General features: G+C 71.4%; 29 protein-coding genes. 12 read left to right on the forward strand and 17 right to left on the reverse strand.

What is annotated here, in order from left to right:
* From AB0I59_RS28810 to AB0I59_RS28840, 7 genes are all read left to right on the forward strand, one after another.
* The gene (locus tag AB0I59_RS28810; RefSeq protein ID WP_358137887.1) at window positions 1-1,827 is read left to right on the forward strand and encodes an ABC transporter permease; all 1,827 of its coding nucleotides are present in this window, start codon (window positions 1-3) and stop codon (window positions 1,825-1,827) included.
* Window positions 1,828-2,922, forward strand: a complete 1,095-nt coding sequence (locus AB0I59_RS28815) for an ABC transporter ATP-binding protein (RefSeq protein ID WP_061257886.1) — start codon at window positions 1,828-1,830, stop codon at window positions 2,920-2,922.
* Window positions 2,919-3,683: an HAD family hydrolase gene (locus AB0I59_RS28820; protein WP_061257887.1), complete on the forward strand. Its 765-nt coding sequence runs from the start codon at window positions 2,919-2,921 to the stop codon at window positions 3,681-3,683. The genes AB0I59_RS28815 and AB0I59_RS28820 overlap by 4 nt, the downstream gene beginning before the upstream one ends.
* Window positions 3,674-4,474 carry an inositol monophosphatase family protein gene (locus AB0I59_RS28825; RefSeq protein ID WP_358137890.1) on the forward strand — a complete coding sequence of 267 codons (801 nt, stop codon included), beginning with the start codon at window positions 3,674-3,676 and terminating at the stop codon, window positions 4,472-4,474. Before AB0I59_RS28820 ends, AB0I59_RS28825 begins: the two co-directional genes overlap by 10 nt.
* A complete protein-coding gene (locus AB0I59_RS28830) occupies window positions 4,471-5,247 on the forward strand; it encodes an HAD family hydrolase (RefSeq protein WP_061257889.1) in 777 nt (258 codons plus the stop codon). The genes AB0I59_RS28825 and AB0I59_RS28830 overlap by 4 nt, the downstream gene beginning before the upstream one ends.
* 249 nt (window positions 5,248-5,496) lie before the next feature.
* A complete protein-coding gene (locus tag AB0I59_RS28835; RefSeq protein ID WP_061257890.1) occupies window positions 5,497-6,273 on the forward strand; it encodes a nuclease-related domain-containing protein in 777 nt (258 codons plus the stop codon).
* Between the two features lie 108 nt (window positions 6,274-6,381).
* Window positions 6,382-7,260, forward strand: a complete 879-nt coding sequence (locus AB0I59_RS28840) for an alpha/beta fold hydrolase (protein WP_358137894.1) — start codon at window positions 6,382-6,384, stop codon at window positions 7,258-7,260.
* Here AB0I59_RS28840 and AB0I59_RS28845 read toward each other — a convergent pair.
* The 9 genes from AB0I59_RS28845 to AB0I59_RS28885 form a co-directional block, all read right to left on the reverse strand.
* Window positions 7,249-7,515, reverse strand: coding sequence for a hypothetical protein (locus tag AB0I59_RS28845; RefSeq protein ID WP_061257892.1), 267 nt, complete (start codon window positions 7,513-7,515; stop codon window positions 7,249-7,251). The two genes, AB0I59_RS28840 and AB0I59_RS28845, sit on opposite strands and share 12 nt — an antisense overlap.
* A gap of 83 nt (window positions 7,516-7,598) precedes the next feature.
* Window positions 7,599-8,714, reverse strand: a complete 1,116-nt coding sequence (locus AB0I59_RS28850; RefSeq protein ID WP_358137897.1) for an urease accessory protein UreD — start codon at window positions 8,712-8,714, stop codon at window positions 7,599-7,601.
* Window positions 8,696-9,325: an urease accessory protein UreG gene (gene ureG / locus AB0I59_RS28855; protein WP_061257893.1), complete on the reverse strand. Its 630-nt coding sequence runs from the start codon at window positions 9,323-9,325 to the stop codon at window positions 8,696-8,698. The genes AB0I59_RS28850 and ureG overlap by 19 nt, the downstream gene beginning before the upstream one ends.
* A gap of 43 nt (window positions 9,326-9,368) precedes the next feature.
* Window positions 9,369-10,061, reverse strand: coding sequence for an urease accessory protein UreF (locus AB0I59_RS28860; RefSeq protein WP_358137901.1), 693 nt, complete (start codon window positions 10,059-10,061; stop codon window positions 9,369-9,371).
* Entirely contained in the window at window positions 10,058-11,782 is a 1,725-nt protein-coding gene (gene ureC / locus AB0I59_RS28865) for an urease subunit alpha (RefSeq protein ID WP_061257895.1), read from the reverse strand. Before ureC ends, AB0I59_RS28860 begins: the two co-directional genes overlap by 4 nt.
* Complete coding sequence (locus AB0I59_RS42160; RefSeq protein WP_082777132.1) at window positions 11,782-12,360, reverse strand: urease subunit beta; 579 nt, start codon at window positions 12,358-12,360, stop codon at window positions 11,782-11,784. Before AB0I59_RS42160 ends, ureC begins: the two co-directional genes overlap by 1 nt.
* A 9-nt stretch (window positions 12,361-12,369) precedes the next feature.
* A complete protein-coding gene (locus AB0I59_RS28875) occupies window positions 12,370-13,137 on the reverse strand; it encodes a sirohydrochlorin chelatase family protein (protein ID WP_061257896.1) in 768 nt (255 codons plus the stop codon).
* Window positions 13,138-13,139: 2 nt separating this feature from the next.
* Window positions 13,140-13,445, reverse strand: coding sequence for an urease subunit gamma (locus AB0I59_RS28880; protein ID WP_061257897.1), 306 nt, complete (start codon window positions 13,443-13,445; stop codon window positions 13,140-13,142).
* Window positions 13,446-13,485: 40 nt separating this feature from the next.
* A complete protein-coding gene (locus AB0I59_RS28885; protein ID WP_358137905.1) occupies window positions 13,486-14,448 on the reverse strand; it encodes an urea transporter in 963 nt (320 codons plus the stop codon).
* Window positions 14,449-14,651: 203 nt separating this feature from the next.
* Here AB0I59_RS28885 and AB0I59_RS28890 point away from each other — a divergent pair, with 203 nt between their 5' ends.
* The gene (locus AB0I59_RS28890; RefSeq protein ID WP_061257898.1) at window positions 14,652-15,860 is read left to right on the forward strand and encodes an ammonium transporter; all 1,209 of its coding nucleotides are present in this window, start codon (window positions 14,652-14,654) and stop codon (window positions 15,858-15,860) included.
* Window positions 15,861-15,973: 113 nt separating this feature from the next.
* Here the strand turns inward: AB0I59_RS28890 and AB0I59_RS28895 are convergent, their stop codons facing one another.
* From AB0I59_RS28895 to AB0I59_RS28910, 4 genes are all read right to left on the reverse strand, one after another.
* Window positions 15,974-16,522, reverse strand: coding sequence for a hypothetical protein (locus AB0I59_RS28895; RefSeq protein ID WP_061257899.1), 549 nt, complete (start codon window positions 16,520-16,522; stop codon window positions 15,974-15,976).
* Between the two features lie 184 nt (window positions 16,523-16,706).
* Window positions 16,707-17,102 carry a PepSY domain-containing protein gene (locus AB0I59_RS28900; protein WP_061257900.1) on the reverse strand — a complete coding sequence of 132 codons (396 nt, stop codon included), beginning with the start codon at window positions 17,100-17,102 and terminating at the stop codon, window positions 16,707-16,709.
* Window positions 17,103-17,193: 91 nt separating this feature from the next.
* Complete coding sequence (locus tag AB0I59_RS28905; protein ID WP_061257901.1) at window positions 17,194-18,471, reverse strand: sensor histidine kinase; 1,278 nt, start codon at window positions 18,469-18,471, stop codon at window positions 17,194-17,196.
* A complete protein-coding gene (locus tag AB0I59_RS28910; RefSeq protein ID WP_061257958.1) occupies window positions 18,468-19,157 on the reverse strand; it encodes a response regulator transcription factor in 690 nt (229 codons plus the stop codon). The genes AB0I59_RS28905 and AB0I59_RS28910 overlap by 4 nt, the downstream gene beginning before the upstream one ends.
* A 453-nt stretch (window positions 19,158-19,610) precedes the next feature.
* On the opposite strand from AB0I59_RS28910, the gene AB0I59_RS28915 reads away from it, so the two are divergent.
* The 3 genes from AB0I59_RS28915 to AB0I59_RS28925 all read left to right on the forward strand — a co-directional run bounded on the left by AB0I59_RS28915 (window position 19,611) and on the right by AB0I59_RS28925 (window position 21,752).
* Entirely contained in the window at window positions 19,611-20,495 is an 885-nt protein-coding gene (locus AB0I59_RS28915) for a hypothetical protein (RefSeq protein WP_358137909.1), read from the forward strand.
* Window positions 20,492-20,986 (forward strand): GntR family transcriptional regulator, encoded by a 495-nt coding sequence (locus AB0I59_RS28920; protein ID WP_358137912.1) that lies wholly within the window; start codon window positions 20,492-20,494, stop codon window positions 20,984-20,986. Before AB0I59_RS28915 ends, AB0I59_RS28920 begins: the two co-directional genes overlap by 4 nt.
* Before the next feature lie 241 nt (window positions 20,987-21,227).
* Window positions 21,228-21,752, forward strand: coding sequence for a hypothetical protein (locus AB0I59_RS28925; protein ID WP_358137915.1), 525 nt, complete (start codon window positions 21,228-21,230; stop codon window positions 21,750-21,752).
* A gap of 132 nt (window positions 21,753-21,884) precedes the next feature.
* Here AB0I59_RS28925 and AB0I59_RS28930 read toward each other — a convergent pair whose 3' ends face one another.
* The 4 genes from AB0I59_RS28930 to AB0I59_RS28945 all read right to left on the reverse strand — a co-directional run bounded on the left by AB0I59_RS28930 (window position 21,885) and on the right by AB0I59_RS28945 (window position 25,124).
* Entirely contained in the window at window positions 21,885-22,307 is a 423-nt protein-coding gene (locus AB0I59_RS28930; protein ID WP_358137917.1) for a DUF3147 family protein, read from the reverse strand.
* Window positions 22,304-22,654 (reverse strand): DUF3147 family protein, encoded by a 351-nt coding sequence (locus AB0I59_RS28935; protein WP_063818842.1) that lies wholly within the window; start codon window positions 22,652-22,654, stop codon window positions 22,304-22,306. Before AB0I59_RS28935 ends, AB0I59_RS28930 begins: the two co-directional genes overlap by 4 nt.
* A gap of 350 nt (window positions 22,655-23,004) precedes the next feature.
* On the reverse strand, window positions 23,005-24,096 hold the full coding sequence (locus AB0I59_RS28940) for a M20 family metallopeptidase (protein WP_061257959.1): 1,092 nt from the start codon (window positions 24,094-24,096) through the stop codon (window positions 23,005-23,007).
* An 11-nt stretch (window positions 24,097-24,107) separates the two neighbouring features.
* Entirely contained in the window at window positions 24,108-25,124 is a 1,017-nt protein-coding gene (locus tag AB0I59_RS28945) for a LacI family DNA-binding transcriptional regulator (protein WP_061257908.1), read from the reverse strand.
* Between the two features lie 263 nt (window positions 25,125-25,387).
* On the opposite strand from AB0I59_RS28945, the gene AB0I59_RS28950 reads away from it, so the two are divergent.
* Window positions 25,388-26,341 (forward strand): substrate-binding domain-containing protein, encoded by a 954-nt coding sequence (locus AB0I59_RS28950; protein WP_061257909.1) that lies wholly within the window; start codon window positions 25,388-25,390, stop codon window positions 26,339-26,341.
* Window positions 26,342-26,348 lie beyond the last annotated feature (7 nt).

Below are 26,348 nucleotides of genomic sequence, written 5' to 3' on the forward strand. Positions count from 1 at the left end.
ATGGCAGTTCTCACCAAGGCGGAAGCACCGCCACCCCCACCAGGACGGCGCAGGCTGCTGTACCGGCTCCAGGTTCTGCGCCATGATCCGACCGCCGCGCTCGGCCTGATCCTGGTCGTCGTCCTCGGCTACCTCGTCGTGGCGCCGCTGGTCGCGGTGCTCTCCGACTCGGCCCGGCTGCAGTACGGCGACGAGATCCACGCCGGTCAGCGCCCCGGAGAATGGACCGGCTACTACCTCTGGCGGGTGTTCCGCTCGCAGATCAGCGGCCTGCTGTTCTGGGAGCCGCTGCTCAACACGCTGGTGGTCGCCGTCGGGACCACGTTGTTCGCGCTCATCGTCGGCGGAGGCATGGCCTGGCTCGTGACCAGGACGAACGTGCCGGGCCGCAAGTGGCTGGCCGGCGCGCTCGTGGTGCCGTACATGCTGCCGTCGTGGACGTTCTCCCTGGCCTGGCTGACGCTGTTCAAGAACGAGCGCGCCGCCGGCCAGGTCGGGATCCTGCAGTCCGTGGGCATCAGGACGCCCGACTGGCTCGCCTACGGCCCGCTGCCGATCATCGTCACCCTGGGGCTGCACTACTACCCGTTCGTGCTGCTCCTGGTCGGCAACGCGCTGCGCCGCATCGACGTCCAGCTGGAGGACTCGGCCCGCATCCTCGGCGCCCCGCAGCGGACCGTCATCCGGCGGATCGTGGTGCCGCTGATGCTCCCCGCGCTCTCGTCCGCGGTGCTGCTGGTCATCGGCCGGGTGCTCGGCACGTTCGGCACGCCGTACGTGCTGGGACTGCCGGCGGACTACCGGGTGTTGTCCACCGGGCTGTTCCAGTCGATCAGGGACCGCAGCACCGGCGTGGCCTCGGTGATCGCGATGGTGATCGTCGCCATCGGCATTCTGATCGTCCTGGCCGACACCCGGATGATGCGCGAGCACCGCCGGTTCGTCACCGTGGGCGGCAAGGGCGCGATGGACCGGCTGAGCGACCTGCGCCGCTGGCGCTGGCCCGCGTTCGCGCTCGGCGTGGTCGTCTTCGTGGTGAGCGTCCTGGTCCCCGTGCTCACCCTGCTGCTGTCCACGGTCACCCGCACGCCGCTGGACCTGTCCACGTTCACGCTGGACTACTGGCTGGCCGAGCAGCTGCCCGGCGCGGTCGGCTTCCCGCACGGCGTGTTCCGCGGATCCGAACTGTGGGCGGCGGCCTGGAACTCGCTGCGCATCGTCGGCCTCGCCTCGATCATCTGCGCCGTCCTCGGCCTGCTGATCGGATACGTCGTGGTGCGCGGGACGGCGCCGCGCGTCGCCGCGTTCCTCCGCCAGGTCTCGTTCCTTCCCTACCTCATCCCCGGCATCGCGTTCGCGGCGGCCTCGCTGTCCCTGTTCGCCGTCGCCAGGGGACCGATCCCCGCGTTGTACGGCACCACGTTCCTGCTGATCCTGGTGATGGCGGTGACGCACCTGCCGTACAGCTCACGCTCGGGCATCGCGGCGATGACGCAGCTCGGCCGTGAGCCGGAGGAGGCCGCGCAGATCGCGGGCGCGTCCTGGTGGCAACGCATGAGCAGGATCGTCTTCCCGATCCAGAAGGGCGCCCTCGTCACCGGGATCATCCTGCCGTTCGTCTCCGGTCTCAAGGAGCTCAGCATCGTGATCATGCTGACCACCACCGGGACCCAGCTGCTCACGACCCTCTCCATCGGGCTCGTGGACTACGGATACACCCAGCTCGCCAACGCGGTCGTGCTCGTGATCGCCTTGGTGTCCTTCACCATGACCTACCTGACCCAGCGGCTGACCAACAGCAGCCTGGCGTCCGGCCTGGGAGGATAGATGCCGAACATCACTTTGAGCGGAGTCGCCAAGAGCTACGGCGGCCACGACTACGCCGTCAGGAACCTCGACCTGACCATTCCGGACGGCGCCTTCATGTGCCTTCTCGGTCCCTCCGGCTGCGGCAAGACCACCACCCTGCGGATGATCGCCGGGCTGGAGCAGCCGTCCGCCGGCACCATCGCGGTCGGCGACCGGATCCTCGACTCCGTCGAGCACGGCCGCTATGTCCCGCCGGAGAAGCGCGGCATGGGGCTGGTCTTCCAGAACTACGCCCTCTGGCCGCACCTGTCGATCCGCGAGAACGTCGAGTTCGGGCTGCGCATGCGCAAGGTGCCCGGCCCCGAGCGGCGGGCCAGGGCGGAGGAGGCGCTGCGGATGGTCCACGTGGACGCCGCGATGGACCGCTATCCCTCCCAGCTCTCCGGCGGCCAGCAGCAACGCGTCGCGCTGGCCAGGATGCTGGCGATCAACCCCGAGGTGCTGCTGCTCGACGAGCCGCTGTCCAACCTCGACGCGCAGCTGCGGCTGGAGATGCGCGCCGAGCTCAAGCGCATCCACGAGGAGTCGGGCGCGACCATCGTCTTCGTCACCCACGACCAGCTCGAGGCGCTGACGATGGCGACGGACATCGCGGTCATGAACCAGGGCGAGCTGCAGCAGCTCGCCGCTCCGATGGACATGTACGACCGGCCGGCCAACCGGTTCGTCGCCGAGTTCGTCGGCAGCCCTCCCATGGCCATCGTGGACACCGGCCCCGAGCCGGGCGGGCTGGCCGGCTCGCTGCTCCGGCATGTCGCCGCGCGGGCGGAGTGCGTCCCCGCCGCGGTCGGCATCCGGCCCGAGGCGCTCCGGTTCGGCCCGCCTCCGGCGGGAGCCTGGCACGAGGAGGCGACGGTCGAGGCCGTGCTCCCCGCCGGGTCGTCCTGGACCGTACGGCTCCGCATCCTGGACACGGACCTGTACGCCGTCTCCTACACGCCGGTCGACTCCGCGCCCGGGGACACGGTGACCTGCTGGACCGAGCGGATGCACCTGTTCGACGCGGACGGCGCCCGGATCGCCGCCTGGGACGAGGCGGGGGTGGCCGCGTGATCCGGCCGAAGGCGCTGCTCCTGGACTTCGGCGGCGTGATCGTCGAGACCGCGAGGCGACCGGAGTGGGCGGCGGAGCTCGCCGCCGAGGTACACGGCATGCTGACCCGGGCGGGCTTCGAGGAGCTCGGCGTCGAGGACGTCGAGAGCGACATCCAGGCGGCCGCCCGTGCCGACAAGTACTGGAAGGACTCCACCTCGCGGCAGTTCGACCCGGAGGAGATGACGCACCGCCGGTACTGGGCCGACTTCGTCGCCGGGGACTGGCCCGTCCAGGCGCGTTCCCTGGTGACGGCCGAGGCGACGCCGCTCTGCCGGCGGATGGGCGAGCTGCGCAGCGACCGCAAGACGCGTCCCGTGATGGAGGAGCTGCTGGCCGCCTGCTGGGCCAACGGCGTCGTGCCCGGCGTGGTGAGCAACGCCCTGTGCGGGGCCGTGCACCGCGACTACATGGCCGCGACCGGCCTCGACCGCCAGGTGGCGGTGCAGGTCTACAGCGACGAGGTCGGTGTGCGCAAACCCAACCCGGAGATGATCTGGATCGCCTGCCGGGCCCTGGGCGTGGACCCCGCGGAGGTCTGGTACGTCGGCGACAACTACGACAGGGACGTGGTCTGCGGCGCCCGCGCCACGGTCGGAGCCACCGTGCTCATGGCGTCCCGGAGCACGGACAAGATTCCCTACAAGGTACGGCAGCGCCCTCAGGCGATCGTCGAGGACCCGCGCGGCCTGCTGGAACTCCTGGAGGAGACATGGATCTGAGCATCTCGCGTGACCTGGCCGCCATCGCGGTGGAGGCGGCCAGGTCGGTCGGTGACCAGCTCAGGAAGGCGTTCAGGTCCCGCCCCGCCGTACAGACGAAGCGCGACTTCCACGACCCGGTCACCGAGCACGACAAGGCGGCGGAGGAGCGCATCCGCGAGGTCCTGACCCGGCTGTGCCCGGACAGCGTCATCGTGGGGGAGGAGGGCGGCACCCACGGGGAGGGCACCATCCGCTGGTACGTCGACCCCATCGACGGCACCGCGAACTTCGCCGCCGGCCTGCCGTTCTTCTGCACGTCCATCGGGGCGGTGGTCGGCGACGAGGTGGTGGCGGGCACCATCTACGACCCGGTGAGCGGCGACGAGTTCACCGCCTCCCTCGAAGGCGCGTTCTGCAACGGCGAGGCGATCCGCAGCAGGGGCGCGCGCACCGACCGCGAGGCGGTGCTGCTGTCGAGCTTCCCCACCCCGCGCGACCTCGCCGCCGAGGGCGACGCCGCCCTGCACCGCTTCGCCCGGATGGTCGACGCGTTCGCGACCACCCGCCGCCCGGGGAGCGCCGCGCTGAAGCTCGCCCATGTCGCCGCCGGCTGGTCCGACGTGGCCTACGGCACGCACGTCAACGCCTGGGACGTGGCCGCGGGCTCGCTCCTGGTCGAGCGGGCCGGAGGCGTGTTCATCCCGCTGTCCGGCAGCGTCTTCGTTTCCGGCGGCTACCTCGCCTGCGTGGGCGGGTTCGACCTCGCGGGTTCCGTGATGGCGGAGGTCTCCACGAGGAGGGCCTCGTGATCCGCTGGATCGTCACCGACCTGGACGGCACCCTCGTCGGGCGCGACCTGGCCATGGTCCCCGAGAGCGGGGACGCGCTGCGCCGGTTCATGGCGGCGGGCGGCGAGGTGATCGTCGCCACCGGCCGGATGGAGTCGTCGGCCCGCCGCTACGTCGAGGAGCTGGGACTGACCAGCCCGGCGATCCTCTACAACGGGGCGCGGACCGTGGATCTCGGCTCGGGGGCCGTGCTGCGGTCGCGCGCCCTGCCGGTGGACGCGTGGAAGTCCCTGATCGGCATGTTCGACGAGCTTCCCGAGGGTGTCTACCCCGTGGCGTTCACCGGAGGCGAGGCGCTGGCCGTGCACGACGTGCCCGAGCTGCGGGACTACGCGCGGCGGGACGGGGTCGCGCTGCGCGACCCCGGTGACTGGGCGGCGCTGCCGCCCGGTGAGATCACCAAGTGCATGCTGATCGGCGCCGCCCCGGTCGAGGTCGAGCTGCCGGGGACGGTCGTCCTGCGGTCCGAGGCGACCTACCTCGAGGTGCTGCCCGAGGGGGCGACGAAGGGCACCGCGCTGCGCGAGCTCGCCGCGTCGCGCGGGGTGCCGATGGAGCAGATCGCGGCCATCGGCGACAACCCCAACGACCTGGACATGATCGCGGCGGCCGGACTGGGCGCCGCGGTCGGGGACGGCCATCCGGACGTCCGCGCGGCGGCCGGTGTCGTGGTGGGCGCCTGCGCGGACGGCGCGGTCGCCGATCTCGTCGAGCTCGTCATGGCGGCCCGGTGACCGGGCCGGTGAGCGGTCCGGTGACCGGGCAGGGGGGAGTTGGTGATGGGCGGCGCGGGCCGCTGAGCCGCGGTCCGTGTCAGGCGGTGCCGATGATGTTGCGCTGAGCGATGTGTCCGCTGTTGAGGGATACGACATAGTGCGTGTGGCTTTGCCGGTTTAATTCACTAACCTGGCTCAATCGCCGGAGATCTACCGGGTATTGCGTGATCAAGCGCATTTCTCCCACCTCACCTTCGGGGGTGCCTGGTGCCCGGAAAATCGATCTATGTCGAGCAGGATGAGAAGTTCCAGGGAAGTTCCCCTCAGTGGTGGTACGAGCAGTTCTGGATCGAGGCGCGTCCCTCCCGGGTACGGCGGCGCCGCTGGATCGCCGGCGTCGGCGCCGTGGCCGGGCTTCTGCTGGCGATGCGGTTCGCGCTCTCCCCGGTCCTGATGGCCCCGCTCGGCGCCGCCGTCGCCGCCGGAGGCGACCTGTTCCTCGTCTGGTGGGACCACGAGTCGACCGCCGTATGGAGGGGCAAGCGCCGCGGCGAGGTGCGCACCGGCAAGCTCCTCCGCCGCGGTCTGCGCCGGCGCGGCTACAACGTGCTGGACGGCCGTGCCGTACCCGGTGAGACGTCGATCGACCACCTCGTGATCGGGCCGGGCGGGGTGTGGCTCGTGGACAACGAGGCATGGGGTCCCGACGTCTACATCGCCCGATACGGCGACAAGCTCTTCTTCGAGGAGAAGTCGGGAAGCTCGGTGGCCAAGGGGCTGACCGACGCCGCGGCCACCATGTCGGAGTTGCTGTCCCGCGAGTCGGGCGTGGAGGTGACCGTCCGGCCGCTGCTCGCGGTGCACGGCGGCAGGCTCTTCACCCCCGGCGGGCCGCGCGGGGTGGTCGTCGCCGAGGGGCTCATCCTCGCCTATCCCCGGGTGGCGCCCCGCGTCGTCCTCGCGGGAGGAGACGCCGGCTACGACGCGAGGCAGGTCGAGACGCTCACCCGTACCGCCGCCCGGATCCTGCGCCGCGTCTTCTGACGCTGTCCTGACGCTGTTCCGGCGCTGTCCCGGCGCGGTGCGCGGACGCCTGCCGCGGGCGGGAAAACCGGTTGGGCGGGCGGCTCCGAAGACCTACGATGGCGCGTCGTGAGTCATGGAGTGTGCCCGCCGGACCTGCTCGGCGCGACGGACCTGCCCGATGGACGGACGCTGGGGTGGGCGCGGTGGGGAGCGCCGGACGGGACTCCGGTGCTGTTCTTCTCCGGCGCGGCGATGGGGCGGAGCCTCGGATTCGGCGCCGACGTGCTCGGCCGGCTCGGAGTACGGCTGATCGCGGTGGACCGTCCGGGGCTCGGCGCCTCCGGCCCCCGTCCGGGCCGGACGCTGGACGACTGGGCCTCCGACGTCGCGCACCTGGCCGAGCGGCTGGACCTCCCGGATTTCGGGATCGTCGGCTTCTCCCAGGGCGCGCCGTTCGCGCTGGCCTGCGCGGCGGCGGGCCTCCCCAAGGCCGTGGCCGTGGTCTCGGGGCAGGACGACCTCACCCATCCGGCCTTCGCCGAACTGCTCGACCCGGGTGTGGCGGGCCTGCTCCACGCCGTGGCCGCCGATCCGGAGGGGTTCGAGGCGACGTTCGCCCAGGACGCCGACGCGGAGATGATGTGGCGGCTGGTCATCGGGACGAGCTCCGACGCCGATCTCGCCGTGTACACCGAACCGGCCTTCGCGGCGGCCTACCGCACGGCGCTGGAGGAGGGCTTCAGGCAGGGACCGGCGGGCTACGTCCGCGACCTCGTGCTGGCCTTCGGCCGCTGGCCGTTCGACCCTGCACTGATCGCCGTTCCGGTGGACCTCTGGTACGGCGGGCACGACACCAGCACCGTCCACTCGCCGGACCACGGAGCGGAGATGTCGCGCCGGGTCCCCGCCTCGCGCAGGCACCTGCTGCCCGAGGCGGGCGGATCGCTGCTGTGGACCCACGCCGAGGAGATCCTGGCGTCCCTCCTGGACACGTTACGGCGCTGAAGCGCCCGCGTCGTCGTCCGGCTCGTCACCCGGCGCGTCGCTCGCCGCCAGCCGGTCGAAGATCTCGATCGCGGCCTGCCGCACCTCGTCGGGCGTGATGCCGTCGAGCGCGACGCGGGCCTGGTCGATGTCGCGCGCGGTGGCGCAGCTGATCGCCACCGACGTTGCCGCCGCCTGGTGCAGCGATCCGGGCGGCGCGTTGTCCGCCATCTCCCTGGCACTCGTGGCGACGTCGAGGTTGTCTCTGGGGTTCACGGCTCTCCTCAGACTGTAGGCGGCTCAGGTCATTGTCGGGTATGCGTGCGGTGCCGGACACGCAAGCGGCCGAAGTGCGCCGCTCAGTGCTTTCGGGGCTCGGGCGCGGGCACGCCGATGATGAGCCGGCGTGCGGCGTCCCACGCGGCGCGCAGCGCGTGGTTGACCTGCGGTGACTCCTGCCCCAGGACGCGGATCCAGGCGCCGCGCTCCCCGGGCAGCACGCTGGCGCCGCCGCGCAATCCGGTGCCGGCGCCACCTTCACCCATGCCGCCCGCGCCGCCCGCGCCGCCCGCGCCGCCCGTGCCGTTCAGGCCGGTCCGCGTGATCAGCGGGGCGAGGGCGTGGTGCAGCGTGTCGGCCACCTCGGACGCCGGGACCGCTCCGGTCACGACGAACAGCGAGGCCATCACCCCGGAGCCGCCGAACACGGCGGGCCCGGTCACCCCGGCGTCGCCGGGCACCAGCCGTACGGTGTCGGCGAAGATCGGCTCACCGTCCGGCCCGGCCACCTCCAGGTCGCCGCAGAAGGCCGCGTACGCGTGCCGCTCGCCGTGCGCCAGGCGGCCCGCGAGCAGCGTCTCGCCGATCACGACCGTGGCCGACGGGTCGGCCGTGACCTCGATCCGCTGGTAGTAGCGGGAGTCCACGTACGGAATGGTCGCGTCGGGCAGGTACTCCAGATAGCTGTCCGGACCGGCGGTGAGGCGGACGAGCTGCGTGGCGTAGTCCTGCTCCATCCGGTAGATCTTGGTGGCGGCCTGGGTGGTCAGGTGGACGGCCGTCCCCGGGCCGCACACGACGTCCGTCCGGTAGCGGTCGCCCTGCAGGATCCCCCCGCCGGACGACAGCAGCAGGACGTACGCCATGTCCGGTCGCAGCGGGTCGTAATAGTGCGGCCGCATGATCTGCAGCGGTGATTTCTGGAAGTGCCCGGACAGCTCGGTACGCCGTACGGACCGGGTGAACGCCAGATCGAGCACGCCCACCTTGCCGGGACTTCCCACCGGCAGGGTGTCGGGGACCTGCGCGTACCGCGTGACGGCCTCCGGGATCCCGGAGACCGTGTACCACTCGGGAGCCAGCCGATCCACGGGATCCGCCGGGTCCACGGGGTCCGCCGGGTCCACGCGGTCCGCCGGGTCCACGGGGTCCGCCGGGGGTGTGTGGTCCGGGCTCTCTACCGTGCCGGTGAACACGCCACCGCCATGCGCTCCTCGACGAAGTCGGCGACCTCCGGTACACCGGTCCCGGTCAGGCAGTCGGTCAGGATGACCGGCCGCTCGCCGCGCACGTCGTGCGCCGCCCCCTCCATGACCGCCAGGTCCGCCCGCACGTACTTCGCGATGTCGATCTTGTTGATGACGAGCAGGTCCGAGTCGGTGATGCCGGGGCCGCGCTTGCGCGGCATCTTGTCGCCCTCGGCCGTGTCCAGCACGAAGACGAAGACATCGGTGAGCGCCGGGCTGAACGTCAGCGTCAGGTTGTCGCCGCCGCTCTCGTACAGGAGCACGTCGATGTCGGGGAAACGGTCGAGCAACTCGGCGCCGGCGGCGAGGTTCATCGTCGGGTCGTCGCGCACCGCCGTGTGCGGGCAGGCGCCGGTCTCCACGCCGACGACCCGCTCGGGGGCGAGGATCCCGGCGAGCACCCGGCGGACGTGCTGGGCGTCCTCCTGGGTGTAGATGTCGTTGGTGATGACGCCGGGCCGGTGGCCCCGCTCGATCAGGATCGGCACCAGCGCCTCGATCAGGGCGGTCTTGCCGGAGCCCACCGGCCCGCCGATGCCTACCTTGAACACGTTCTGCATGGAGTCTTCCTTGTTCGTGCGTGCCGGGTGGTGAACGAGCCGGTCAGGTGGTGAACAGGCGGGCCGCCGCCCGCTCGTGCGCGGCGGACGCGGCGTCGGCGGCCGGGGTGGAGCTGTGGATGTCGCGCGGAACGCGGGCGGCGAGGGCCACCCGCGCCGCGTGCCCGATCTCGTCCCGCACGCTGTACAGGATCGACTGGGCCCGGCGGAAGTCGATCCGCCCGAGCCGTACGGCGGCGCTCGCCACGCCGGACGCGAACGAGAAGAGGTCACCGGTGACGGCGTTCTCGACGCCCACCCCGGAAGCGGCGTGCAGCGCGCCGACCACGACCGCGTGGTTGCCCGGCGTGGCCTTCGCGCGGACCAGATCCGACAGCCGGTCGGGCACCGGCCCGCCGAAGACCAGGCAGGCAGTGTCGAGCACCTGCCGCCCGGTCCTGGTGGCGGCCGCGCGGATCTCGCGGTTGAGCTTGACCGCGTGCAGCCGCCGGTCGGCCGCGACCAGCGCGTCCCAGTCGCCGGCGGTGACGGCCCGGTGCGCGAGGACCAGCGCCCTGCCGTCGCCCGGCCCGGCCGAGTGGCAGAGCAGGTCCACCAGGTAGGCGGTGACGTCCACCGGACCTTCCTGAACGAACCCCTCCAGGCCGTACGACAGCGTGTACCGGCCGCTCGGGAACGCCGAGTCGGTCAGCTGGAGCTGGGCCAGCAGCGGCCCCGGGTCCGTTCGCACGCTCACGCCAGGAAGAACAGCTGGGTGAGCGGCAGCGACCGGGCCGGCTCGATCGTGGCGTGCTCTCCGTCCACCGTGACCTTGTACGTCTCCGGATCCACCCGGATCTCCGGCAGGGCGTTGTTGCGGATCATGTGCTGCTTGGTGACCGCGCGGGTGTTCCGGACGGGGCGGATGATGCGCTGCAGGCCCAGCTTCTCCGGGACGCCCGCCGCGATGGCCGCCTGCGACATGAAGGTGACGTTCGTCTTCGGCAGGGCCCGGCCGAAGGCCGCGAACGTGGGCCGGAAGTAGACCGGCTGCGGAGTGGGCAGTGAGGCGTTCGGGTCGCCCATCTGGGACCAGATGATCATCCCACCCTTGATCACGATGTACGGCTTGGCGGCGAAGGACGTCATCGGCCAGATCACGATGTCGGCGATCTTGCCGTCCTCCAGGGAACCGATCGCGTCCGCCACGCCCGTGGTACGGGCCGGGTTGATGGTGAGCTTCGCCAGGTAGCGCAGCACCCGGAAGTTGTCGTTGCGCTCGGAGTCCTCCGGCAGCCTGCCGCGCCGCTCCTTGCAGAGGTGGGCGACCTGGAACGCCCGGGTGAAGGTCTCGCCGATCCGGCCCATCGCCTGGGAGTCGGACGAGACCATGCTGATCACGCCCAGGTCGTGCATCACGGTCTCGGCGGCGATCGTCTCGGCGCGTACGCGGCTGTCGGCGAAGGCCACGTCCTCCGGCACGTCGTGGCTGAGGTGGTGGCAGACCATCACCATGTCGAGCAGTTCGTCGACCGAGTTCACCGTGTAGGGCAGCGTCGGATTGGTCGACGAGGGCAGCACGTTCGGCTCACCGGTGACGCGGAGCAGGTCGGGGGCGTGCCCGCCGCCCGCGCCCTCGCTGTGGAACGTGTGGATCGCCCGCCCGTTGAATGCGTCGATCGAGTCCTCGACGAAGCCGCTCTCGTTGAGGCTGTCGGTGTGGATCGCGATCTGGATGTCGTACTCGTCGGCGACGCGCAGGGAGGTGTCGATGACGGCGGGCGTCGTCCCCCAGTCCTCGTGGACCTTCAGCGCGCACGCCCCGGCGAGGATCTGCTCCGTGAGCGGTCCGGGGAGGCTGCTGTTGCCCTTGCCCATCAGGCCGATGTTGATCGGCAGCGACTCGAACGACTGGAGCATGGCGCCGATGGCCCACGGGCCCGGCGTGCAGGTGGTGCCCCGGCTGCCGTCTGAGGGGCCGACGCCGCCGGCGATCAGCGTGGTGATGCCGTTGCTGAGCGCGGCCTCGACCTGCAGCGGGGAGAGCAGGTGGACGTGCGGGTCGATCGCGCCCGCTGTGGCGATCATGTGCTCGCCGGAGAGTACCTCGGTGCCCGGCCCGATGATGAGCCGCCGGTCCACGCCGTTCTGGGTGTGCGGGTTCCCCGACTTGCCGATCCCGGCGATCAGGCCGTCCTTGATGCCGATGTCCCCCTTGACCACGCCGAGGATCGGGTCGATGACCACCACGTTGGTGATCACCATGTCGAGGGCGACGGTCGAGTTGGTCGAGGCGGGGTCTGCGGCCATGCCGTCGCGGACGGTCTTGCCGCCGCCGTACACGGCCTCGTCGCCGTAGCAACCGGCGTTGTGGTCCTTCTCCACCTCGACGACGAGGTTGGTGTCCGCGAGCCGGAACCGGTCGCCGACCGTGGGGCCGAACATGTCGGCGTACTGCCGGCGGCTCATGGTGGTCATCAGGACTCTCCCTTCTTGGTGGTCCGGGGCTTGGCCGCCCTCTTCGGTTTCTCGGGTGTCTCGGCCGCCTTCGCGGGCTTGGCCGCCTTGGCGGGTTTGGCGGGCTTCTCGGCCTTCGCCGGCTTTCCCGGCTTCTCGGCCTGCGCCGCCGTGACCGGCTGCATGACCTCTCCGGTGTCGGTGAAGCCGAAGGCCCGCAGCTTCATCAGGGCGACGGCGTGGGTCCGCCCCGAGCGGATGGACCCGTTGACCAGGCCGCTGAAGCCCACCAGGCGCAGGCCGCCGCCGTACTCGACGAGGGGCACCTCACGCGTGTCGCCCGGTTCGAGGCGGACCGCGGTGCCCGCCGGGATGTCCAGGCGCATGCCGAAGGCCGCGTCCCGGTCGAAGGCGAGCGCCCGGTTGGCCTCGAAGAAGTGATAGTGCGAGCAGACCTGGACGGCCCGGTCCCCGGTGTTCCGCACGGTCAGCGTCGTCTTCCTGCGGCCCACGTTGATCTCGATGGGCTCGTCGCCGTACAGGTATCTCTCGCCGTGCGGCAGGCGCTCGTGCGCGTCGGCTCGTGCTTTGGTCGCCATGGCTCCCTCTCAGTGGCCGTGGTTGCGGTCGTGGTGGTGGTGCTCGTGCCGGCCGGACGGCGCGGCGGCGAGGCCGTCGTCGCGATGCTCGGCCCATCGGTGCTCGGCGGCGGCGACCCGCCGCCCGACCAGTTCCTCCAGGGCGACGGGGGAGAGCAGCGGGCCCGACCCGGTCGCGCCCTCGGGTACGACGGGCTCGACGAACGAGGCCGGGACGACGACCACGTGCCGGGCGCCGAGCAGTCGGCATCGGGTCACGCCCTCCGCCACGTCCGGATCCCCGCCGATCAGCGCGACCTCGACCCAGCGACACCCGCTGTGCTGCCGGGCGAGCCGGGCCACCCGGAACAGCTCGGCGTCCTCCGCGGCGGACGCCGCCGGCGCGGCGACCAGGATCGCCCGCTCCTCCGGCTCCGGTACGGCGACCCGCCCGGCCGCGGCCCGGATCCACCCGACCAGGTGATCCGCCGTGGCGAGGGCGGGCGCCAGCAGCAGCTCACCCGGCTCGCGGCCACGGCTGTTCCAGCGAAGCACCTGCGCGACGTCGTCGACGAGCCCGGCGTCCCGTCCCAGGGTCATCGGGACGACGACGGCCGGCCGGCGGGTCAGCGTGTGCAGCCCCGAGCCGACTCCGGTGACGGTCTCCCGGCAGAGCCCGCGCAGTGCGCTGCCGTACCCGCTCTCGTGCCCTCCCACGAGCACGACCTCGCGCGTCACCCTCACCGCCGCCGTCTCCGCCGCGTCCTCGGTCGCCGCCCGGGTCCGGACCGCCGACACGCTCAGCCGCCGACGGGGTCGTGGCAGGAGACCAGCTTGGTGCCGTCCGGGAAGGTCGTCTCGATCTGCATGAGCGGGAGCATCTCGCGCACGCCGTCCATCACATCCTCGGGGCCGACCACGTGCTTGCCCAGCTCCATGCAGTCGGCGACGCTCTTGCCGTCGCGCGCGGCCTCCAGGATCGCCGCGCTGACCAGCGCCACCGTCTCGCTGTAGTTCAGCTTCAGCCCGCGTTCCCTGCGCTTGGCGGCCAGGTCGGCCACGACGTAGATCAGCAGCTTGTCGATTTCGCGCGGTGTGAGGTTCATGGGTTTCCCTTTCTTGCGCGGTTCCTCCACCCGGCCCGGGTCATGTCCGGCGGAGCCGGGACAGCACCGGTACGGCGGCGAGGAACACCCAGGTGACGAGGACGAACGGCCAGGTGAGCGTGTGGCCGCCGAACGGCATGAAGAAGTTGGTGATGGCCGCGGTCAGGGCGGTGGCCGAGGTCGCGCCGATCACGGCGTACAGGACGCCGAGCGGCGACAGGGCGACGAAGACGCCGCAGAGCGCCATCGCCGTCAGGACGGCGTTGTAGCCGTACAGTCCGGCGGCGACGTGGGCGGCGGGCGCGCCCAGGGCCCAGGCGACGAACATGCCGAGCAGGCTGGAGAGGACCGCGGCGGCCGCGGCGACCCGGCTCGCCACCAGCAGCCCGACCAGGAAGATGAGGCCGACGTACCACTTGTCCTGGAAGAAGATCTGGCCGATCCCCCGGAACATGCCCTGCCAGACGTCGTTCCAGGACAGCGTGACGGGGCCGTGCGCGGCGGACGGCGGCGCCGGTCCGATCCTGCCCCGCGCCACGTACTGGAAGGAGAAGGCGGCGAGCAGCATGACGGTGGTGATCACGCAGAACGGCGCGGTGAGGGTCGGCAGGTTGTACGGCGTCAGCACGCTGTTCAGCGCCGACGTGAGCACGCTTCCGCCGATGCACCCGCCGATGGTCAACAGCATGGTCACCCAGCTCGTCCCGAAGTACAGGACGAAGGCCACGCCGATGAGCGTGCCGGGGAAGCCTTCCAGCCCGAGCCGGATCCGATCCGGCGCGGCGCCGAACACGTACGCGGTGAGTGTGGCCACCCCCGAGCCGAGCAGGCCGAACATCCCGTACTGCCAGCCGCCGACGAACAGGGCGACGATGAAGAGGACGCCGGTCCAGTAGCTGGCCATGAAGTCGACCTGACCGACACCCCTGATCACGGGAAGCAGCGCGACCAGCGGCGGGCGTCGCATGGCTTCGGCGAGCGGGTGCGGGGTCGCGGGTGTCAAGGAGTGGCCTCTCCCGGGACGAGGACATGCCGTGGTGAGGGCGTGCTTCTCGCCGGCTTATTTCCGCGCGGCCGCCGCCGGACGCGTCCCTGGGCGATGAAGGGACCGGCTACGGAGGAAGACTTTGCCTTACCCGCGCCTCGCCGATTCGTGGACGAGGAAGGAACAGAAGGTGATCCTGCTCCGTTAAGCGAGGTTCCGTGATGCCGATCGGACTCAACACGGGCGACTCCGCCTGGGTGCTCGTGAGCACCGCGATGGTGCTGCTCATGACCCCGGGCCTGGCGTTCTTCTACGGCGGAATGGTCCGTGCGAAGAACGTATTCAGCATGGTCTTCATGAGCTTCGTCTCGATCAGCATCGTGACGATCATCTGGTTCGGCTACGGCTACGGCCTCGCGTTCGGCAAGGACGCCGGCGGGCTCGGCCTGATCGGCTGGGGTGACTTCCGCTTCGCGGACGTCCTGCCGACGGACCTCACCGGCAGGGTCCCGACGTACGCCTTCGCGCTCTTCCAGCTCACGTTCGCGATCATCACGGTGGCGCTGATCAGCGGCTCGGTCGCCGGGCGCATCCGCGTCGGTCCGTGGATGGTCTTCTCCCTGTTGTGGTCGACCGTCGTCTACTCGCCGGTGGCGCACTGGGTGTTCGACCGTACGGGCTGGATCAACAAGATGGGGACGCTCGACTTCGCCGGAGGGCTGGTGGTCGAGCTGAACTCGGGGATGGCCGGGCTCGCGCTGGCGATCGCACTTGGGCCGGGCATCCGCTACCGGCGCAGGGAGCCGCCGGAGCCCAGCAACATCCCGATGGTCATGATCGGCCTGGCCCTGCTCTGGTTCGGCTGGTTCGGATTCAACGGCGGATCCGCGATGGCGGACGGCAGGGTCGCGGTCAACGCCTTCGCGAACACGTTCATCGCCGGCTGCTCCGGGATGCTCACCTGGATGGCGGTCGAATGGTTCAGGAAGCGGCGGCTCAGCAAGCTCGGCTCGGGCACCGGCGCCGTCGCCGGGCTGGTCGCCATCACGCCCTCGTGCGCGTACGTGAACGTCGAGGGCGCCTTCGCGATCGGCATCTTCGCCGCGCTGGTCTGCTCGTTCGCGGTCCAGTGGAAGTTCGTGCTCGGGTACGACGACACGCTGGACGTGGTCGGGGTGCACGGCGCGGGCGGCGTCGTGGGCCTGCTCGCGCTCGGCTTCTTCTCGACCGGCTTTCTCGGCAGCGCTGGGCTGTTCTACGGCGGCGGGGGAGCGCTGCTCGGCAAGCAGGTCCTGGCGATCCTCGCGGTGATGTTCTACACCTTCGTCGTCACGTACCTGCTCGGCAAGCTCGTGGACAGGACGCTGCGGCTGAAGGAGACGGAGGAGGAGCAGCTCGCCGGATCGGACCTCCAGTTCGGCACGGAGTGACGCTCACGGGGGCGGAGCGCCTGGAGGGCCGGGGATCACCGGGCGGCCGGACGGCGAGCTCGCCTTCGCGGGCGCGGACCTCGCCGCCACGACCGCGCGCCACGGGGGATCTGCTAACGGACCTTGACCCAGCCCCTGCCGATGAGGTCGTCCCTGGTGATCTCGTCGAGGTAGTCCCCGATGCTGCCGCCGTAGTCCAGCGTCACGGGCGCCCAGTAGTGCGACGCGCGGAACTTTCCGTAGTAGCTGGACTTGAGCCACACGTTGAACGACATGGTGATCTTGGTGTAGTCGAGCGAGCGGACCACGCAGTACACCCCGTAGTTTCCCGCGGAGTTCCGCTTCTGGGCGCCGCACTTGGCGCCCCTGGGCTTGGTCACGAACCTGACCTTCGACACGATGCCGTGCGGCAGGTCCGTCTCCAGGACGAGCGCCTCGTCGTCGATCTGGTCGGGACGGGTGACCGTGAAGGTGAAGCGGACGGGGCTGCCCCTCCTGATCGCCGAGGGGTAGGTCACCCGGACCTTGGTCGTCCGCCGCTCGACCGTGGAGGAAGCGGCGGACGCGTGCGCCTTGGACGACTCGGTGACGGCGTGCGCCGGGACGGGGGACATGAGGAGCGCCGCCGCGAGACATGTGGCAGCGGTGAGGAACCTACGCATGATCGCCCTCTGCTTGGGGAGTGTCGATTCGCTGGTGCACTCTTACGATCACAAGAGGGGATCTGTCCGGCAAGCACTTTTTGTCCACTCGTCACCCTCCGTCCGGGGGATGTTCGTGGACGGCGTCCTCCCCCCAGGGCCGCGATGACCGTACGGCCGTGAGGGGAGAAGCGGGGAAGGTACGTCAGTCGTCGTCCCCGGCGTCGTGGCCGCTGTCGTCGGTGCCGGTGTGACGCTGGTGGTGGTCGCCGCGGTCGTCATGGTGGTCGGCCTCGTTCTTCAGGACCGACCCCTTCACCGCGTCGACGGTGATCTCCCGAGCGGCGCCCTTGGCGGTCCGCAGTTCGATGTCCCAGACCTGGCGTCCGTGCTCCCACTCCAGCTCGGTGGCGGTGACCCAGCCGCCGGGAACCTTGGCGAGGGCCGCCCGTACCGCCTGCTCGTTCGAGACCGCGGGCGCCTTGGCCGCGGACGGGGAGGCGGAGGGGGCGGAAGCCTGGTCCGCGGCGAAGGCGGCGGTCCCGCCGGCGGTGATGGCGGCCGCCGCGGCGAGTCCGGCGATGATCGTGAGCTTGCGCATTCTGACCTCCGGTGCGTTCGGTGTCCTTGCTGACACCCGAAGGTTCTCCTGATCGGTCATAGCGGCGAGCTTCCGGAACCCTAACGAGGAGTTAATTCGGCGGAGGCCCGAGTTCCACGATGACGAACGCGCCCCCGTCCGGCCCTCCGGCCGTCTCCAGCGAGCCGCCCGACCGTTCGGCGGCCCGCCGGGTGATGTCCAGCCCGAGGCCGGTGGAGGCGCCGCCGCTCACCCCGCGCCGCGCCGGGTCGCCGCCGCCGAAGCCCGGCCCCTCGTCGCCGACCACGAGTACGGCTCCGCCATCCGGACGCCGGTCGAGCCGGACGGCGAAGGGCGTGCCCTCGGGAGTGTGCGCGAACACGTTCTCCAGGAGGGCGTCCACGCAGGTGGCAAGGGCCTCGGCGGTGAGCCCGACGGTGACGGGGGAGCCCGCCAGGTCGCGGGTGACCCGGCGGTCCTGGTCCCGGGCGAGCATCGCCCAGTAGTCCAGGCGTTCCGCGACGACGAGCGCCGCGTCACACTCGCCGGTGGCGTCCTGCCGCGAACGCCGCGCCTCCTTGATCACCTGGGTGACCATGCGCTCCATCGACTCCACCGCGGCCGACACCCGCGTGGCCTGCTCGCTCTCCGGCAGGGCGTCGGCCTCCAGCCGCAACGCGGTCAGCGGCGTACGCAGCCGGTGGGACAGATCGGCCACCGCCTCGCGCTCCTGGGCGAGCAGCACGAGGATGCGCCCCGCGAGATGATTCAGCGCGGTGGCGACCTCGCGTACCTCCCGCGGCCCCTCGGCGGGCGCGCGGGCGGACAGTTCACCGGCGGCGAGCCGGTGCGAAACCCGCGCCAGCCCCGAGATGAGGCGGACCTGCGAGCGGGCCAGGCGGTCGGCGACCACCAGGCTGATCAGGAGCAGCCCGAGGCCGAGCAGCCCGAGGATCGCCCGCGCCCTGGCCACGCCACGGGTCAGATCCTCGTCGGACACGAACGTGCGGATGACCGCCGTGCGCGCCGACGTCCCCTGGACGGCCACGAGGATCTCCCGCCCTCCGGAGGCGTTCGCGGTAAGACTGCGGCCGGTGAAGGCGAGCCGGACCGCGTCCGACTCGGCCGCGGGCGCCCCCAGCACACCACCCGAGGGCAGGAAGACCGTGAGCGGGAAGCCGCCCGCGCTGTTGGCCTGCTCCAATGCCAGTTCGAGCCCGGTCCGGCCGCCCGCCGAGACCACGGGCACCAGCGACTGGGCGCGTACGAGCGCGTCGGCGGTGGCCCGGTCCGCGGCGAGCACGCCGGCCAGGAACGCGAGCGGGGCGAGGAAGGCGACCAGGGCCAGGGAGACGGTGGAGGCCACCAGGACGAGCAGGCGCCGCCTCATACGCCAGGGTCCACCAGCTTGACGCCCACACCTCTGACGGCGCGGATGTAGCGGGGCTCCTGCGCGGACTCGCCGAGCTTGTTGCGCAGCCACGAGAGGTGGACGTCGACGGTCTTGTCCGCCCCGCCGTACGGCACCTGCCAGACCTGGGTGAGCAACTCGCGCTTACTGACCACCTGGCCGGGACGCGCGGCCAGATAGCAGAGGAGGTCGAACTCCTTGGGCCGCAGATCCAGGGACGTGCCGCGCATCGTCACCTCGCGGCTGCGCGGGTCGATGCGCAGTTCGCCCACGGTCAGCGGCCGCATGCCGTCGTCCTCGCCGCCCTGCAGGCGGCGCAGCACGGCCCGGATCCGCGCGTCGAGCTGTACGGCGCCGAACGGCTTGACGAGATAGTCGTCGGCACCGGCGTCGAGCACCCGGGCGATCTCCGACTCGTCGTCGCGCGCGGTGGCGACGATCAGCGGCACCGAGCTCACCGCGCGCAGCATGCGGATGATCTCATAGCCGTCCACGTCGGGCAGGCCGAGGTCGAGGACGACGAGGTCGGGGCGGTCGTCCATGGCCATGCGCAGGCCGGCCAACCCGGTGGAGGCGGAGGTCATCGCGTGGCCGCGCTCGGTGAGGGTTCGCATCAGGGCGGACCGGACGGCAGGATCGTCCTCCACCAGCAGGAGTTGCGCCACGGTGAACACGCTAACCGCACCCTGATGGTAGATCTGTCCTTTTCCTCCTCGCGTTGAGTGAGATTTAGGCAACCGTTAGCGGCGCGCGTCGGATCGTCGCATCAGGAGAGAGGCAGACCGTGCTTCCCCAGGGCGGCCACGTGCACGGCGAGTGGTCGTGGGACGCGATCGCGCGCTGGTGGCATCAGGAGGGCGGACAGGCCGTCACCTTCGCCGGCGACGCTCGCGACCCGTCGGCGCCGGCCCGGGGCTTCTCCGAAGCCCCGGGCCGCCATGGCCGAGTCCCGCGGATTCCGGCCCCGGAGCGCATCCCGACGACTTCTGGCGGCGACGCGGATGCCGGCGACACGATGCGACACGATGGGAAGACGCGAGTTTGTATCAAGGGGTTGCGACAAGTGGCGGGATCGGGCACTCTTCTTTGTGTCACTTGCTTGATACAAAGGAGATGGTGTGGCCGCTGTGATCCCTCACGCCCTCGCGGTCGTGCTGGTGCTGGTCGCCGTGCTTCTCGCGGTGCTGATGTCGCTGAACCGTGAGGTGCGGGTGCCGGCTGGCGGGCATCTGCCCGTGCTGCGCGCCACCACGGGACGGCGCCTGTGGTCGCGGCTGGCCGGGCTGGTGGTCGGCATCGCGGCCTCCTGGCTCGCCCTGACCTGGGACGGCCTTGGCCGGGGAGCCATGCTGGCCGCCCCCGTCCTGGGGATCGGTCTCCTCATGGGCACGCTGGCGGGTGAGCTCGCCGTGCCACGGCCCCACGGGCCGATCCGCGGTGCGTCATTGGAGATCAGGAGGGCTCGCGACTACCTGCCGAGGTTCTCGGCGCCGCTGGCGGCCGCGCTCTCCCTGGTCGCCGTGGTGCTGCTGTCCGTCACCTCAGCCACGGCGAGCGCCGACGACCTGGGGCGTTCAGGGCGGGTGCTCGCCATGAGCAGCCCCGACGGCGCGGTGCGCAGCGCGACCGGTCCATGGCCCGGCTGGTTCTACGCGTGGCCGATGCTGGCCGTGCTCGCGGTCGCCTTCCTGCTTTCCGCGCTGGTGACACACCGTGTCGTCCAGCGTGGTCGCCCGGGCCTCGACCCGGCGGCGAGAGCCGTGGACGACGCGCAGCGTGCCCATTCGGCTCGTGTGGTCACCGCGGCCTATGGCCTGTGCGTGGCCCTGCCGCTGACCGGGGTCGCCGTCGTCGCCGCGGGTGCCCTCTTCCGGCAGAGCGACCTCGCCGGCTGGGCCGCACCCGGAGCGTTCGCGCTCCTGGGGGTGGCTCTCCTCGCCGCGGGCTCGGCCGTCTGGTATCTGGCCGAGCTGCTGTCCCGGCCGCGGATCAGGGCCTCGTGATCGAGGTCGATGTCACCAGTCCCTCTCCGCCGTACGAGCAGATCCGGTCGCAGCTCGCGGAGCTGATCAGGTGCGGCGTGTTGGGCGTGGGGACCCGGCTGCCTCCGGTGCGCCAGCTCGCCGCCGATCTGGGTCTGGCGGCGGGCACGGTGGCCCGGGCCTACAAGGAACTGGAGCAGGCGGGATACGTCAGCGGGAAACGCGGTGGCGGCACCCGTGTGCTGGCGCAACCCGAGCCCCGGGCGGCGCGGGCTGACCTGATCAGGGGGCATGCCCGCGCCTACCTCACCGAAGTCGCCCGGCTCGGCGGGTCCGTCGAGGAAGCGGTCGCCGCCCTGTCCGAGGTGGCCACGGCCGCAGAGGAGGTAGCGGTCTCGGAGGCAGTGGCGGTCTCGGAGGCGGTGGTCTCGGAGGCGGTGGTCTCGGATGCGCACCAGGGCAGGGCCTCCGACGAACCTTCGGGGGGCCGAAGCAGGCTCGGCCCTTTGTAGGGATACAGGCGCGGCCCTTCACGGGGCGGAGGAAGCCCGGCTCTTCACAGCGCGGGAGGAAGCCCCGGCTCTTCACGGGGGCGGACGCAGGCCCCGGCAGGGACGGGCGGTATGCCGTACTCACGCGGGAACGCGCGGCTCGGTCCGGCCATGGCCGCAGATGGCGGGACGGGCGCCTCGCCTGCCTCGGGTTGGGAGAGATTTAGGGCAGCGTTAAGGTCGGGCCTGGCAGGCTGGCCACGTGAACCGGCGCTCGCTTTTCGGGATCCTCGGCTGGCTGATCGCCGCCGCCGTCGCCACCGTGACCAGCACATGGGCCATCTCCCTGCTCGGAGAGGGGCTGACCCAGAAGGTGGTGTCGCCCATGAGCCAGGCCGACGTCGACCGGGCGCTCGCGGTCACCACCGCGACCGGGAGTCCCGTGACGCCGAGCCCGTCCCCGACCGAGGGTGCTACGACGCCCGTGACCCCCAGCCCGTCCGCGACCGGGAGTCCCATGGCCCCCGTGACGTCGAGCCCGGCCGCCACGGGTGGTGTCACCCGTGCGTTCACCGTCCCCGGTGGCTCCTTCGTCGTGAGCTGTGACCGCGACCAGGCGTCGCTCCTGTCATGGAGCCCCGCCCAGGGGTACGCCGCCGACGATGTGGACCGGGGGCCGGACCGGGAGGTCAAGGTGGAGTTCGAGTCGGAGGCCGACAAGGTCACCGTGAAGATCACCTGCCCGGGAGGGGTCCCCGTACCGACCGCGAAGGTCCACGACGACTGACTGCGGCTGTCTCGGGGCTGACCGCCCCCGCCGCGACTCGACTGGCGGTGATGCGACCGGTCGGGCGCTGAGGCGGCTGAGCGGCGGTGATGGGCCGGGGGCTGTGACGCGGTCACTCGTGCGCGTGCCGGGTCAGCGGCGGTGGCGCCCTCGGCGGTTGCGACGCAGGCCCCAGACCAGGAAGTACAGTGCGGCGGAGACGACCGCCCAGACCGCGAGCCCGGCCAGCAGCGCGGCCGGCGTGGGGATCCGCGTCGCCAGCGCCCAGACGCAGGTGGCATACGCCGTCATGCCGACCGCGCCGAGGACGGCGCCGCGCGCGTCCTGAGCGGCGGGGACCCGGTCATGCTCCTCGTGCTCGATCAGGGTGAGCGTCGCGGCGAGGATGGCGGGGAAGGCGAGGAGGACCCCGCCCGTCACCTCTCCCCAGTGGTGCCCGATCAACCCGGCCACCACCGAGATCGCCGCTCCGAAGGCGAACCGCAGTGCCATGTCCCGCTTGGTGATCTTCTTCAGCCTTGACGGCTGGATCCGGATCTTCCCGGAGGAGTTCATCCGGCGACTGCGATCAGCGCCCGGCCGGCTGCGGCCACCACCGCCCAGACCCCGAGCGCGGCGATCGTGCCGCCGACCGCCCCCAGGCGGGTGACGAGGGGTACGGCCGAGGCGCAGTAGGCGACCATCGCGACCGACCCGGCGATCATCCCTAGCGCGGACTCCGTGACCTGCGGGCCTCCCTGGAACAGCAGGGTGAGCGACATTCCCGCGAGTGCGACGGCGGGAGCGGCGGAGAAGACGCCGGCGAACTGCTTCGGGGTGACGAGCTCTCCGATCAGCGCGAAGACCATGACGAACAGGCCGCCGCAGAGCCCCCGCGCGGAGAGCACCAGCCACTGGCTCAATCCCGCCTCCCACAATCCGCCGCCGGCCGCCCGCTCCACCGTCCCGAGGCACGTCCCGAGGCACGTCCCGAGGCACGTCCCGAGGCGCGGACCAAGCAGGGACCCGAGGCATGGGCCGAGGCGTGAGTCGAGCCGCGAATCGACGAACCACGGCGCGTTGCACGCGGACGGCGGACCGGAGATGGGTGTCTTTGTAACACTCGCGGCGACGTTCCCGGCGGCGCCGTGCCGTACCGGTGACCGGCCTTGGGCGGGGGATCACCGTTCCCGGACCCGCAGCATGGCCGGGGCGGGCGTCAGGGCCAGGCGTCAGGGTCGGGCGTCAGCGGCGTGCGTCAGGGGCGGGCGCGTCAGGGGGTGAGCCGGGCCAGGGCGCCGGTGTAGATCTCGACGGCCTCCTCGATCCGGGGGATCTCGCAGTACTCGTCGGTGACGTGCGCCTGCTCGGGCTCTCCCGGGCCGCAGATCACGGCCGGCACCCCCCCGTACGCCGCGACGAGCACCGAGGCGTCGGTGAAGTAGCTGGCCGCGGGCCGGTCGCCAGGTGGGAGGGCGCCCGCCGCGAGCAACGCCTGGACGAAGGGGTCGTCCGGGTCGGTCCACACCGCGGGCAGGTCGGTCAGCACCTCGAGGGCCGTCTCGTCCCCCAGAGTCCGCCCCAGCCGCTCGCGCAGCTCGGCGTGGTCCTGGCCGGTGACGGTGCGCATGTCCACGGTCGCCTCGGCGAGATCGGGGACGGAGTTCACGTTGATCCCTCCGCGCGCCGTGCCCACGTTGGCGGTCGGAGCCCCGAGCCACGGGTGCGCGGGAACGCCGAGGTCGAAGTGCTCCACGACGCCGATCGCGCGCGCCAGCTTGTAGATCGCGTTGTCTCCCAGGTGCGGCATCGAGCCGTGCGCCGTCCGGCCACGGGCGACCGCCTTCAACCACAACGCGCCCTTGTGCCCGAGCAGGGCGCGGTTGGCGGTCGGCTCGGCCACCAGCAGCGCCCGCGCCTCCCGGACCATCCCGAGAGCGATCATGTCGATCGCGCCCTCGCACCCGGTCTCCTCGCCCGCGGTGAGGACGACCTCCAGGGCCGTCCGGGGCCCCGGGCCGCGTACGTGCCGCTCGGCGGCGACCACGAGCGCGGCCACCCCGGCCTTCATGTCGCTCGACCCGCGCCCGTACAACCGGTCGCCGTCCACCTCGGCGGCGTGCGGATCACGCGCCCATGCCTGGCCGCCCAACGGCACCGTGTCCAGATGCCCGGTGAGCACGACCGGCGAGCCGGCCCCCCAACGGGCCACCAGGCCGGTGCGTCCGGGCGCGTAGCGATGCTCCCTGACATCGAATCCCGCCGCCGACAGGCGCCGGGCGAGCGGCTCGGCGACCGCGGCCTCACCCCCGCCCACCGAGTCGATCCTGATCAGGTCGCGGGCCAGTTCCACCGCATCGCTCACGCGGTTCCCCTTCACTTTCCGCCGCCGGCGGCCACCGGTCGGCTGGTCTCACGTACGACGAGCCGGGGGGCGATCGCGACGCGCTGGGCGGGTCGCGGGTCGCTCACCCGGACCAGGCCGAGCAGGCGTACGGCCTCCGCCGCCATCTCCTCGACCGGCTGGCGGACCGTGGTGAGCGGGGGGTCGCACATCGCGGCGTGGCCGACGTCGTCGAACCCCACGACCGACACCTCCTCGGGCACCCGGACGCCGCCCGTCCGGAGCGCGCGCACCAGGCCGACGGCGATCTGGTCGTTGCCGCAGATCACCGCGTCCGGCATGGTGTCAGCGTCGAGCAGCAGGCGACCGACCTCGACGCCCCATTCGAGGGTGAACTCGCCCAGGAACGGCGGCATGGTGGCGACCCCCGCCCGGGTGGCGGCGCGCTCGAACCCGGACAACCGCGACCTGGCCGAGGAGTTCATCAGGCGGCTGCCCACGAACACGACCAGCCGCGCGCCTCCCTCGGCCACGTGATCGACCGCCTGGGCGAGGGCGGAGTCGTCGTCCACGCCGACCCAGTCGGCTCCGCCGCCCTCGATGTACCGGTCGACCTGGACCAGGGGGACCCGCCGCGCGGCGTTCAGCACCGCGGGCACGCTGCCCTCGATATCGCAGGGGCTGATGATGAGCCCGTCCACCCGCCGGGCCAGCAGCGTTTCGAGCCGCCTCGCCTCGATGTCGGGCCGGTACTGCGAGGCGCACAGCAGCAGGTCGCGCCCGGTTTCCTGGAGCTGGTGCTCGACCGCTTCCACGATCGTGGTGAAGAACGGGTTGCCGATGCCGGGCACGATCATGCCGATCGTCCCGGTCGTCTGGTCGCGCAGCGCCTTGGCGACCGCGTTCGGCTGGTATCCCAGCTCGGCTGCGGCGCGCGCCACGCGTTCGGCGACGTCCGGGGTGACCTTGCGGCGCCCGGAGAGGGCGCGGGAGGCCGAGGCGACGGAGACGCCGGCCGCTCTGGCCACGTCGTGGATTGTCACGCCCATCAAGTCATCACCGTGTAATCGATTTCCCTAGCGTGTCCGGGCCAGCACGGCGGTTCCGCCCTGCTGTGAGCTGCCTCACCGAGGAGTTCAGCAGAACGATAGATCGTTTCGGGGCTTACGTCACCTTGACGCCCGTTTGGCCTGGTCGCTAGCATCCCAGAAATTGGTAATCGATTACCACACTCCCCAACACTTTTCTTTGCGGCTCCTAGAGCGGCCCTCGAAAGGCTGGTCCGATGGCACGATCCATTCGACTCACCCGCATGACCACGGCGACCGCACTTCTCGCGACCGGCCTGCTGGCCGCCGCGTGCGGTGGCACGGACGACTCCGGTTCCGCGGCCTCGGGCGGCGGAGACAAGCCGAGGGTCGGTCTGGTGCAGATCAACCAGCAGGCGATCTTCTTCAACGAGATGAACGCCGGCGCCCAGCAGGCGGCGAAGGAGGCGGACGTCGATCTGACGATCTTCAACGCCAACGACGACCCGGCCAAGCAGAACGAGGCCATCGACAACTTCGTCCAGCAGCAGTTCGACGCCGTCATCGTGGTGGCCATCGACGTCGAGGGCATCAAGCCCGCCGTCAAGATCGCCAAGGACGCGGGGATGAAGGTGATCGCGGTGGACGCGATCGTGGACTCCCCGTCCGTCGACACCCAGGTCGGTGTGGACAACGCCGCCGCGGCCCAGCAGGGCGGCGCGTTCGTCAACGACTGGGCCAAGGCGCAGAACCTCTCCGCCCCGAAGATCGGTGTCGTCGGCGCGCTGAACTCGTTCATCCAGAACATCCGCAAGGACGACTTCGTCAAGACCGTCGAGGGCGCGGGCGCGAAGATCGTGCAGACCGTGGACGGGCAGAACAAGCAGGAGGCCGCCATGACGGCCGCCGAGAACCTGCTGACCTCCCGCTCCGACATGGACGTCGTCTACGCCACCGGCGAGCCCGCCCTGCTGGGCACGGTGGCCGCCGTGAAGTCGCAGAACGCGGGCGACCGGGTCAAGGTCTTCGGCTGGGACCTCACCAAGGAGGCGATCAGCGGCATCGACGCCGGCTGGGTCGCCGGTGTCGTCCAGCAGGACCCGAAGACCGAGGGCTACGAGGCGGTCAAGGAGGCCAAGGCGCTGATCGGCGGCGCCCAGGCCAAGAAGAAGATCGACGTGCCGGTGACGATCGTGACCAAGGACAACGTCGACCAGTACCGGGCCACGTTCAAGTGAGCGAGGA

This window comes from Microtetraspora glauca, assembly GCF_040656155.1.
Classification (GTDB): domain Bacteria; phylum Actinomycetota; class Actinomycetes; order Streptosporangiales; family Streptosporangiaceae; genus Microtetraspora; species Microtetraspora glauca.